This window comes from Actinoalloteichus fjordicus (assembly GCF_001941625.1).
GTDB lineage: Bacteria > Actinomycetota > Actinomycetes > Mycobacteriales > Pseudonocardiaceae > Actinoalloteichus_A > Actinoalloteichus_A fjordicus.
The window spans coordinates 1,486,441-1,497,711 of the sequence record NZ_CP016076.1 but is presented as its reverse complement, the minus strand read 5'-3'; the positions used below and the strand labels follow the sequence as shown (position 1 = coordinate 1,497,711).

Below are 11,271 nucleotides of genomic sequence, written 5' to 3'. Positions count from 1 at the left end.
CAAGGCCTGCCCTCGGGCCTGCAACCGGGCGTCCCGACACCGGCCGGGTGGCTGCTCGCCACCGGCCTGCGAAGCCGAGCCGGATCGGCCCGCGCGTCGTCACGGACACGCGGGCCGGGGCCGCCGCCTCAGTCCATCGACGACGCCGCCGTCGGCACCGCGTTGTCCGCGATCACCGAGGCGTACCGCCGTCCGCTGCCCTTCACGATGCGCTGCTGGGTTTGATAGTCCACATAGACCAGCCCGAACCGCTGGCTGTACCCCGCCGCCCACTCGAAGTTGTCCAGCAGCGACCAGGCCAGATAGCCCCGCACGTCCGCGCCCGCCTCGATGGCGGCGTGCACGGCACGCAGGTGCTCCAGCAGATAGTGCTCGCGGTCGGGGTCGACCACGCTGCCGTCGGCCTCGATCCGGTCCGGCCAGGCCGAGCCGTTCTCGGTGACCATCAACGGCACCTCGGGATAGTCCCTGCTCAGCCGCACCAGCAGGTCGGTGAGCGCGGCGGGCTCCTGCTCCCAGTCGAACCCGGTGAGTGCGCCGCGCGGCGGCAGGTGGCGCACGCCGCGCAGGCCCGGCATTCCGCCGGAGACCACCGCGGGATCGGCCGGGGCAACCCGACTGGGGCTGTAGTAGTTGATGCCGAGCAGGTCCAGCGGCGCGGCGATCAACTCCGCGTCGCCCGGCTGCACCACCGTGTCCCAGTCCCCGAGCCAGCTCACGTCGGCGAGCACGTCCGACGGGTAGGAGCCGCGCAGCAGCGGGTCGAGGAAGAACCGGTTCTGGAGCCCGTCGACCCGCCGGACCGCCTCCCGATGCGCCTCGTCGTCCTCGTCGACGCGGACGGCCGCGAGGTTGAGCACGATGGACAGGCGATGCCGCTCACTCATCGAGGCCCGCAGCGTCGACGCGGCCAGGCCGTGCCCGAGCAGCAGATGATGGGCGGCGGTCAGCGCGCCCCTGGCGTCGGTCCGCCCCGGCGCGTGCAGCCCGGTGAAGTGTCCGAGATAGGCGGAGCACCACGGCTCGTTGAGCGTCGTCCAGTCCTGGATTCGATCCCCGAGCCGGGCGAAGACCTGGCCTGCGTAGTCGGCGAAGCGGTAGGCGGTGTCGCGATTCTCCCAGCCCCCGGTCTCCTGCAACGCCTGCGGCAGGTCCCAGTGGTAGAGGGTGAGCATCGGGTCGATGCCCGCCCCCAGCAGCTCGTCCACCAGTCGGTCGTAGAAGTCGAGTCCGCGCGGCTCCAGCGTGCGACCGTCCGGCTGCACCCTCGGCCAGGCGACGGAGAAGCGGTAGACGTCGATGCCCAGCTCCCGCATCAACGCCACGTCCTGGGGATACCGGTGGTAGTGATCGCAGGCCCGCGCGCCGCTGTCGCCCGCGTGGACCCGCCCCGGCTCGGCGGCGAAGACGTCCCAGATGGACGGGCCCCTACCGTCCTCGGTCGCGGCGCCCTCGACCTGGTAGGAGGCGGTCGCGGTTCCCCAGCGGAAGTCCGAGGGAAAGATCAGCGATCCGGCGGTCGTGACGGCACCGGAGGTCTCGACTCGGCCCGCTGAGTCCGTTACGGCCATGTTCTTCCTCATCCCTTCACAGCGCCTTGCATGACTCCGCCGACGATGTAGCGGGCCAGCAGGATGAACAGCACGACGACCGGGAGGACGCCCAGCGTCGCCCCGGTCAGCATCAGCGAATAGTCGGTGAAGTACCCGCTGGCCAGATTGGACAGCACGATCTGCACCGTCGGACTCTCGTTCGGATCGAGCACGACCAGCGGCCAGAAGAAGTCGTTCCAGGCCGTCATGAACGTCAACATCGCCAGCACGGCGGCCTGCGGACGCACGGCGGGCAGCGCCACCGTCCAGAAGGTCCGCAGCACCGAGCAGCCGTCGACCCTGGCCGCCTCGATCAGCTCGTACGGCACGGTCTCCTCGCAGGCCTGGCGCATCCAGAAGACACCGAAAGCGCTGACCAGCGCCGGGACGATCACCGCTTCGAGCCTGCCGTACCAGCCCAGCTCGCTCATCAGCATGTACAGCGGGATGATGCCCAGCTGCGTGGGCACCATCATCGTTCCGACGACGAGCACGAACAGCCAGCGGCTGCCGGGGAAGCGCAGCCGGGCGAAGGCGAAGCCCGCCAACGCGGACAGGAACACGTTCGACGCCGCGACCGTGGTCGCCACGATCAGCGAGTTCTGAATCGCCAGCCAGAAGTCCACCGTGTCGAAGACCCGGCTGATGTTCGCCAGCAGGTTGCCGCCCGGCAGCATCGGCGGCGCGGCCTGGGCGACCGCGCTGTTGTCCCGGCTCGCCACGACGAACGACCAGTACAACGGGAAAATCGAGGCCACCGCCACGGCGGACAGCACGCCGTAGACGAGCAGGCCCGGCCTGCCGCTGCGCCGCCGAGAGTCCCCGGGGCGCGGCCGCGCACGGCGTACGGGCGGGGTGGGGGTCATCGTCGACATCGTCACGCCCCTTCAGTCCTTGGACGCGATGCGTCGACTCAGTCGGTAGTTGAACACTGCGAAGACCAGCACGATCAGGAACAGCGCCCAAGCGATGGTGGAGCCGTAGCCCGCGTCGCCCAGTCGGACGCCCTCCTCGTAGAGGTACATGGTCACCGTCTGGAACTCGCGGGAGTTGCCGCCGACGCCCGCCGTCCCCTTCGGGTCGAAGAGCTGCGGCTCGGCGAAGAGCTGCAGCCCGTAGATGGTGGACACCAGCACCGTGAAGATGATCGTGGGGCGGATGCTGGGCACGGTGATCGCCCAGAAGGTCCGCCACCGGGACGCCCCGTCGATCTCGGCCTGCTCGTACAGCTCGCGCGGGACCGACTGCATCGCGGCGAGGTAGATCAACGCGTTGTAGCCGGTCCACCGCCACATGACCATCACGCTGATCGCCAGATGGGAGGCCCAGGTGCCGGAGCGCCAGTTGATCGGCTCGATGCCGACCCAGCCGAGCACGTGGTTGATCACGCCGTAATCGCGCCCGAAGAGCTGCGCGAAGACCAGCGCTACTGCCACCACCGACACCACGTTGGGCAGCAGGACCCCGGCCCGCCAGAAAGTCCGGCCCCGCAGGCGCCGATCCAGCAGCGCGGCCAGGCCGAGCGCGGCCAACAGCTGCGGCACCGTGGAGATCACGAAGATGCTCAGCGTGTTGAACAGCGCGTTCCAGAAGTTCGGGTCGGCGAGCAGCCGGGTGAAGTTGCCGAACCCGACGAAGCCCTGATCACCCAGGACCACGTGCCAGTCGTGCAGCGACACCCAGCCGGTGTAGAGCAGCGGGAACAGCCCGAAGCCGAGGAACACCGCGAAGAAGGGCAGGATCAACAGGTACGGCGTGCCCTTGAGGTCCCAGCGGGCGAGCCGGGTCCGCCACGACTCCCGCTCCCGGCCGGGCTCGCCGCCCGCCGGGGACGGCGTGTCCGGCGGCGAGGTCGACGCAACCACCATCAGTTCTCCCGATCAGCGTGTTGGAGAGGTGTCTCAGCCCAGGTCTCGCTCGGACTGCTCCACCGCGTCGGCGAAGGCCTCGTCGGCGCTCTGCACGCCTTCCTCGACCCGGCCGAGCGCCTCCTGGAATCGGCTGCGCACCGAGAAGTCCTGGGTGCCCCGGTAGTTGGGCTGGAGGCTGTCGGCGGAGGACGCGAAGATCTCGCCGACCGGGGCCTCGTTGAAGTACTCGTTCACGTCGCCGAGCACCTCGGGGTCGTGGTAGACCTCGGGCTGGCTGGGCAGGATGCCCTTCTCCAGGAACAGCGTCTTCTGCTGCTCGGGGGCCGTCAGCCACTCGGCGACCCGGTAGGCCAGCTCGGTGTTCTCGCCCTGCGCCGGGATGGTCAGGATCGAGCCGCCCCAGTTGCCGCCGCCGCCGGGCACCGAGGCGATGTCCCAGACTCCGGCGTTCTGCTCGCCCGCCGCGCTCTCGATCTGGGCGAGCATCCAGGCCGGGCACGCCATCGTCGCGAAGCCGCCCTGCGCCAGGCCGACGTTCCACTCCTGGGTGAACGGCTTGATCTGCGCGGTCTGACCGTCCTCGGCCAGGCTGCCCGCCAGGGCGAAGGCGTCGCGGATCACGGGGTTCTCATCGGCGATGTAGCTGTCGTCGGCGGCGGCGAAGTAGCCCTCCGGCGCCTGGTTGATCATGCTGCCGTAGACGTTCTCTGCCGAGTCGGCGAAGGCGACGTCGGGGGTCGCCGCGCTGAAGTCGTCGGCGACCGAGGCGAAGTCCGCCCAGGTCGGCCAGAGCGCGGAGACCTCGTCGCGGTCGGTCGGCAGGCCTGCCGCCTCGAACAGGTCGGTGCGATAACACATCGCGAGCGGGCCTGCGTCGGTGCCGAGTCCCAGCACGAACTCGCCGCCGTCGGCGACGCCCTGCTCCCACTTCCACTCGGCCCAGCGGTCCTGGATGTCGGAGGCGCCGAGCGCGCCGAGTTCGACGAACAGCTCATGGGACTCCCGGTACTGGGGGATCCAGCCCTCCTCGATGGCGACGATGTCCGCCGCACCGCGACCGCCCGCGAGCTGGGTCTGCAGCTGCTGGTGGTGGGCGTCGAACTCGGACACCCTCGTCTCCAGCGTGATGTCGGGGAACGCCTCGGCGAAGTCGGCCTGGAGCGCGTCGTAGCCGAAGTCCCCGAACGTCGCGACGACGATCGTGTCCGCGTCACCCGCTGCCTGACCTCCGCCGCAGCCCGCGAGCAGGGTCGCCGCCGCAGCGGTCAACGCCGTCGCCGCGACCCGAGCCGGTCGAATGCCTCCCATGACGTCCTCCTTGACGTGTGTGACCGCTCACCCAGGGGTGAGAGCGCTCTCACAGTCATGCATCGGGGGATCACTGTCAAGAGTCGAGGAGGTCGTCGAATTCGATCCGTGATCTGTTCCGGGCGCGACGTGGTCCGGGGGCGGGAGCCCGTGGTGCGGCGACGCTCGACGGGGCGTGCTGCGGGGGCGACCGACGCGGCGGACTGCCCTGCGGCGCGCGACGACGGACCGGCATCCGGCATCCGGCATCCGGCATCCGGCATCCGGCGAGCGTCGGGGATGGCGGGGCGATCTGGTCGCCCCGCCCTGCGGCCTGCTACAACTCGGTCAGCAGCCGCCGCATCGTCTCGATCTCGTCGACCTGCGTGACGAGGACGTCTTGGGCCATCGCGACCACCAGCACGTCCGCTCCCTCGGCGAGGACCTCCTCGGCCATCGTCACCGCGCCCTCGTGATGCACGATCATCAGCTCGAAGAACAGCCGGTCGAACGCGGTGCCGTCGGACGCGGCCAGTTCCGCGATCTCCTCCTCGGTGGCCATGCCCGGCATGTCGGCATGGTCCGAGGACTCCGGGTCGACGCCGTCGGCAGCCTCGTCGGCGGACCCGCCGTGACCGTCCCCGTGTCCCTCGTGTCCGTCCGAGGTGGGATGCGCCGCAGCATCGGAGTCGCCCTGCTGATCCAGCCAGCCCTCGAGCGCCCCGATCTCCGCACCCTGGGCGTCGGAGATCCGGCTTGCGAGGCTGCGCAGCTGCTCGTGATCGCTGCGATCGGGCACCAGTGCGGTCAGCTCTCCCGCCTGCTCGTGGTGCGGGATCATCATCCGCACGAAATGCTCGTCGGCCGCGTTGGCCGCAGGCTGCCCGCCTGCGTCGGCCAGGTCCGCATCGGACGCGTCTCGGGGCTCGTCACCGGGGGCGCCGGGCATGATCACCGGCGCGCCGTCGCCCGTCGATGCCGTCTCCGCCTGCGGATCGGCCGTGCAGCCCGTCAGGCCGACGACGATCAACCCCGCCACCGACAGTCGCGACAGGACGTGTGAGAGACGCACTGTTCACCCCTTCCGACCGATCTCGACACCGATCCCGACTCCGGGCCGTCGCGATCTCCGCCAGCGTCCCAGAGCCTGAAAACCGACTCCGAGTAACTATTGCCACCGATCCCGTGACGGCCATACTGCAAGGACCCATGTTTTCTCCAGGCCACGCGCAGCACAAGTGAGGGAGCAGCTGGTGAGACCAGTCCTACGAAGAAACTCCCGCCGCCACGCACGCAGAGCCGGTGTTCTCGTCGGGGCGATCGCCCTACTGGCGACGTCCGTCCTGACGGTCCCCGGGGCCGCCGCACAGTCCACCGAGGACCCCTCGCCCGACGGCCCGCCCACGCCTGCCGTGGCCGAGCAGATCGAGCAGGCCCCCGGCGACGGCGTCTCGCACAGCAGCAACATCCGCAGGCTGGCATCCCTGCCCAAGGAGCCGCCGTTCGACAACACGGCGGCCTTCAACTCAGACATCGCCTTCCAGGACAGGTACGCATACGTCGGGAACTATGACGGCTTCGTCGTCTACGACATCCGCAATCCCCGGAAGCCCAGGATCGCCACCCAGGTCTACTGCCCCGGCGGCCAGGGTGACGTGTCGGTGAGCGGCGACCTGCTCTACTACTCGGTCGACTATCCCCGCAGCAACAACACCTGCGACAGCGAGCCGAGCAACGCAGCGAACCCCGACGCCTGGGAGGGCATCCGGGTCTTCGACATCAGCAAGCCGACCCGGCCGAAGTACGTCGCCGACGTGGCGACCGACTGCGGTTCGCACACCCACACGCTGGTCCCCGACCACGAGGGCGACGCCGACTACCTGTACATCTCCTCGTACGCGCCGTCGGTGAACTTCCCGAACTGCGCCCCGCCCCACGACAAGATCTCCATCGTGAAGGTGCCGCTGGACGACCCGTCGGCGACCGAGGTCGTCGCCGAGCCCGTGCTGTTCCCGGAGGGCGGGAACCCCGGCCCGCCCGAGGGAGCCCGCGCCACCACCGGCTGCCACGACATCACCGCCTACCCGGAGAAGGACCTCGCGGCGGGCGCCTGCATGGGTGACGGCATCCTGCTCGACATCTCCGATCGGGAGGCTCCCGTCGTCATCGAGCAGGTTCGCGACGACGTCAACTTCGCGTTCTGGCACTCGGCGACGTTCAACAACGAGGGCACCAAGGTCGTGTTCACCGACGAGCTGGGCGGTGGCGGCGCCGCCACCTGCAACGCCGAGATCGGCGAGACGCGCGGCGCGAACGGCATCTACGACGTCACCGGGTCCGGCACCGATCTGAGCCTGGAGTTCCGCAGCTACTACAAGATCCCCCGGCACCAGGGCGCGACGGAGAACTGCGTGGCGCACAACGGCTCGCTGATCCCGACGCGCAACGGCGACTACATGGTGCAGGCCTGGTACCAGGGCGGGGTCTCCGTGTGGGACTTCACCGACTCGGCCAACCCGGAGGAGATCGGCTACTTCGACCGCGAGGCCTTCGACCCGGAGACCCTCCGGACGGCGGGCTCCTGGTCGGCGTACTACTACAACGGCTACATCTACTCCAGCGACATCCAGATGGGACTGGACGTGCTGGAGGTCAAGGACCGCAGGCTCAACGACGCCAAGCGGGTCCGCTACGACGAGTTCAACCCGCAGACCCAGCCGAGCTACCGGCGCTGAGTCCGCCCGGCGGCGTGGCCTCGACCCGAGGGCTCGGGTCGAGGCCACGCCGTCTCTCGTCCGGCGTGGGCTCACGGGCGCGCTCCTCGGCGACGGCCGCGTCGACGAGGTGATGGCCGCCGCCGCAGCAGGCCGGGCAGGCAGCAGGCCGACGACCCAGCGGCGCCGAGGATCGCTGCTGCTCGCGGCCGACGTCGCTGAAGCCCCGGCTTGGACGGCATCCTGCGGCAGCGTTCCTGCGTCGACGCGGGCGAACGTGATCGCAGGTCAGGGCGGCGTGATCCCCGGCCGAGGCGCCGGGCCGTCCCTGCGTCGGACCACCGAGTGTGCGCGGCGGTCGACGTCGGCGTTCGACGCGCAGGCAGCAGGCTAGCCAGTACCGATCGGCATCGTCGTCGGCACTCGCCGCAGCCGCCAGGACCCGCCGCGTCGGACCACCCCCGATCAGCGCCGCCGAATCCCGGTGAGCAGGCTGAGGATCGCGCCCAGGGCGGTGCACCCCATCGCCAGGCTCAGCGGCGACAGCGTGCCAGGACTGATCAACACCGACACCGCCCACCAGAGGAGCAGCAGCAGGCCCGCCGCCAACGGCGTCCCGACGAGCAGGACGCGCGCGTCCCGCACCATGACCCGCGACGAGGACGCCGCCGCGCGTCCGTCCAGCACGATCGGCCAGGCCACGACGACGATCGCCCCCGCGAGCAGGAGTCCGAGCACCCCGTCGAACCGGCTCGAATCCGGGCTGGACTGGATCATCAGCGCCAGCGTGCCGAGCCCTTGGACCAGCCAGACCCGCCGCAGCAGGGTCGGCACGCCCGCCGTCCGAGTCGGTCGTGCCGGTCGAGTCGACGAGGGGGACGCGGCGGGTCCTGTCCGGCCCGGCGCGGTTCGGCCTGCCTCGCCACGGGTCGCCCCATCCCGAGGACCGGCGGCCGTCCCGCCGCTCGACGGTCCGTCCGCCGCCTGCCGGTCCTGATCGCGACGGTCGCCGCGCAGGGTCGAGAGCACACGCCGCCAGCCGGTGCCGCCGTCGGCCGCATCGGCGGGCGGCTCGGCGGCGGTGCTCGTCGCAGCGTCGTCCCGAGCGGGCCGCCTGCCCACCGGTTTCGCGCCCCGGCGCGGACCGCCGCCGCGTCCCGCAGGCCCGCGACGCTCCTCGGCGATCCGGAGGTTCGCCTCGATGTCGGCCTGCTGATCGGGATCGAGCGGAAAGCCGAGGGCGCGCCGATAGGCCGCGGCGGCACCGGGCCGGTCGCCGCCTCGCAGCAGGGCGTCGCCGAGCACCTCGTGCGTCCTGGGCTCTTCCGGGGCGAGATCCACCGCCCGCGCGGCCGAGGTCGCCGCCTGCTCGTACAGGCCCCGATCCCCGCCCCAGATCAGCGCCTCGGCCAACGCCACGTGACACCGCCACTGCGAGGGCTCGCGCCGGACGGCCTTGCGGGCGGCCTCGGCGGCCTCCGCGTGCCTGCCGAGATCGCAGAGCGCGAGGGAGCCCAGCAGATGCGGCCAGTGGTGGGTCGGGTCGACCACCGAGGCACGCCGCGCGAACTGCTCGGCCTCATCGGCATTCCCCGAATGCAGGCAGGCCGCCGAGAGTTGACACAGGGCCGACGCGTGGTTGGGAGCGGCCGCGACCACCGGCCGCAGTAGTCGAATCGCGGCCGTGTGTCTGCCCGCCTCGCTGAGAACGGCGGCACGGCGAACGGTCGCGTCCGCGTCCACGTCAGACATCGATCCCGCCACCCGCAGCCCCAGTCCGGTCCAGAATGCGATGACCCCTCATACCCAGGGGCGGGGCCTCACCGATGGTCACACCCCGTTATTACCACGTCACCATGATCACGTGACAGCGCCGCAGGACACGAGGCGTTCTCGTCTCGATGAAAAAAGCGGTTGCCGTCGCACGGCGGTGCTCCCACACTCACCGCGTGATCCTCAGCCCGCAACGGGCCGCCTGCCCGGACCGCACTCCCGTCTCCCCTCGGCCACGACGATGTCGGGGCGGCACCCGGCACGGCATCGCATCCGTCGGAACCACACCGGACGGAGCCGCGCAGTGAGCGACGAGATCGTGCGACCGATGCTGGCGAGCGACGTGCCCATGCTGGTCGCGGTCAGCACGGCGGCGGGCCGGCTGTTCGCCGAACACGGCATCGTCCTGCCCGAGGACGATCCGGCGGCGACCATCGCCGAGGCCGACGACGTCCTGGTGGCCGACCTGCCGTCGGCCGGGCCGGTCGGCTTCGCCGCAACGACCGTGCTCGACGGCGACTGGCATCTCGCGGAGCTGGCCGTGCATCCCGCCTACGGCCGACGCGGGATCGGCGGCTCGCTGCTCCGGGCCACGGTCGACCGGGCTCGACGGCGCGGCTTCGACCGGGTCAGCCTCACCACCTTCGCCGACCTGGCGTTCAACGCGCCCTGGTACGCGCATCGCGGCTTCCGCGTGCTCGCCGAGCGCGACCACGGCCCCGAACTCGCCGCCCAACGGCAGCTGGAGATCGAAGCGGGGATCACGGTGGCCCCGAGGGTGGTCATGGTTCACGACCTGCGCTGACGCGACGGCGCCGCAGAACCCCGCTCAGCTCGACGCGGCAGACGAGGCGGGCGGACTCGGCAGCTCCGCCGAGGCGGCGGGCTCGGACGGCTCCACCACCGACACGGCCTGCGCGGCCGGGGCACCAGCGGCCGGGGCACCAACGGCGGGGGCACCAACGGCAGGGGCAGGCGTCGGCGCGAGGACCTCTTCCGGCGTCGACGTCGCGGCGACCGGGCGAGCCTCCCGCCCGGCGGCCGCTCCCGCGCCGACTCCCTCCGCTGCCGTCGCACCCGTCCCCGCTCCCCCGGCGGCCCGAGGCGCGGGCGGTATGCCGAGCAGCACGCCGACCACCACGACCACTCCGGCGATCAGCTCCACCGTCGTGGGGACCTCCCGCAGGACCAGCCAGGCCGTGGCGATCCCCACCACCGGCACCAGCAGCGAGAAGGGCGCGACCACCCCGGCGGGATGTCTGCTCATCAGGGTCGTCCAGATCCCGGTGCCCACCACCGTCGCCAGTCCCACGACGTAGGCCAGGCCCGCCAGCGCGAGCAGCCCGCCGGGCTCGCCGACGGTGCGCAGGGCGTCCCAGCCCGCGGTCGGGCCCTCGAACAGCAGCGACAGCGTGAACATCGGAATCGGCGGCACCACCGACATCCAGAGGGTCAGCCGCAGCGGGCTCTCCGGGCGGGCCTGCCTGCTGCACAGATTGCCGAACGCCCAGCCCAGTGCACCGCAGAGGGTCAGCAGCACGGGCAGCAGGGCGGCGAACTGCGCCCGCTGCCAGCCGATCACCGCCATCCCGGCGACGGCGAGCAGGATGCCGCCGACCTGGCGAGCGGTGATCCGCTCCCGCAACAGCAGGCCGCCGAGCAGGACGGTGAACGGGGCCGACGCCTGAAGCACCAGGGACGCCAGCCCCGTCGGCATCCCGACGTCCATGCCGATGAACAGGAAGGCGAACTGCACGGTGCCGAAGCCGAGCCCGTACCCGACCAGCCAGTACCAGCGAACCCCCGGCCTACGGACGAACAGCATCGTCGGCACCGCCAGCACCGCGAAGCGCAGCCCGCCGAAGAACAGCGGCGGGAAGTGATCAAGGCCGTAGCGGATGGCGAGGAAGTTGAGCCCCCACAGCAGGGCCACGATCAAGGCCAGTCCCCGGTCACGCATCGGCATGGCACCCAGCCTGCTTTCCCGACGGCGGGAATACCACCGAGAAAGCCGCTGTCACCTGTGTCTTTGCC

9 protein-coding genes and 1 pseudogene are annotated in these 11,271 nt (G+C 71.0%); 3 read left to right on the top strand and 7 right to left on the bottom strand.

The features are described from left to right. Positions 1–128: 128 nt before the first annotated feature. From UA74_RS06850 to UA74_RS06830, 5 genes are all read right to left on the bottom strand, one after another. Complete coding sequence (locus tag UA74_RS06850) at positions 129–1,571, bottom strand: GH1 family beta-glucosidase (RefSeq protein ID WP_075743496.1); 1,443 nt, start codon at positions 1,569–1,571, stop codon at positions 129–131. Between the two features lie 8 nt (positions 1,572–1,579). Beyond that, positions 1,580–2,467 carry a carbohydrate ABC transporter permease gene (locus tag UA74_RS06845; protein ID WP_083683938.1) on the bottom strand — a complete coding sequence of 296 codons (888 nt, stop codon included), beginning with the start codon at positions 2,465–2,467 and terminating at the stop codon, positions 1,580–1,582. A 12-nt stretch (positions 2,468–2,479) separates the two neighbouring features. After that, positions 2,480–3,460, bottom strand: a complete 981-nt coding sequence (locus tag UA74_RS06840; protein ID WP_083682986.1) for a carbohydrate ABC transporter permease — start codon at positions 3,458–3,460, stop codon at positions 2,480–2,482. A 33-nt stretch (positions 3,461–3,493) separates the two neighbouring features. Continuing rightward, positions 3,494–4,771: an ABC transporter substrate-binding protein gene (locus UA74_RS06835; RefSeq protein WP_075739529.1), complete on the bottom strand. Its 1,278-nt coding sequence runs from the start codon at positions 4,769–4,771 to the stop codon at positions 3,494–3,496. 316 nt (positions 4,772–5,087) lie between these two features. After that, on the bottom strand, positions 5,088–5,822 hold the full coding sequence (locus UA74_RS06830) for a DUF305 domain-containing protein (RefSeq protein WP_083682985.1): 735 nt from the start codon (positions 5,820–5,822) through the stop codon (positions 5,088–5,090). Positions 5,823–6,003: 181 nt separating this feature from the next. On the opposite strand from UA74_RS06830, the gene UA74_RS06825 reads away from it, so the two are divergent. After that, the gene (locus UA74_RS06825) at positions 6,004–7,485 is read left to right on the top strand and encodes an LVIVD repeat-containing protein (RefSeq protein ID WP_404799962.1); all 1,482 of its coding nucleotides are present in this window, start codon (positions 6,004–6,006) and stop codon (positions 7,483–7,485) included. 112 nt (positions 7,486–7,597) lie between these two features. Further along, entirely contained in the window at positions 7,598–7,858 is a 261-nt protein-coding gene (locus tag UA74_RS06820) for a hypothetical protein (protein WP_075739527.1), read from the top strand. Positions 7,859–7,929: 71 nt separating this feature from the next. Here UA74_RS06820 and UA74_RS06815 read toward each other — a convergent pair whose 3' ends face one another. Further along, positions 7,930–9,216: a tetratricopeptide repeat protein gene (locus tag UA74_RS06815; RefSeq protein ID WP_157434036.1), complete on the bottom strand. Its 1,287-nt coding sequence runs from the start codon at positions 9,214–9,216 to the stop codon at positions 7,930–7,932. A gap of 325 nt (positions 9,217–9,541) precedes the next feature. Here UA74_RS06815 and UA74_RS06810 point away from each other — a divergent pair, with 325 nt between their 5' ends. Further along, entirely contained in the window at positions 9,542–10,042 is a 501-nt protein-coding gene (locus UA74_RS06810) for a GNAT family N-acetyltransferase (RefSeq protein ID WP_232237659.1), read from the top strand. A gap of 312 nt (positions 10,043–10,354) precedes the next feature. Here UA74_RS06810 and UA74_RS06805 read toward each other — a convergent pair. Continuing rightward, positions 10,355–11,203: pseudogene (locus UA74_RS06805) on the bottom strand (EamA family transporter); the annotation flags it as partial. Between the last annotated feature and the right edge of the window lie 68 nt (positions 11,204–11,271).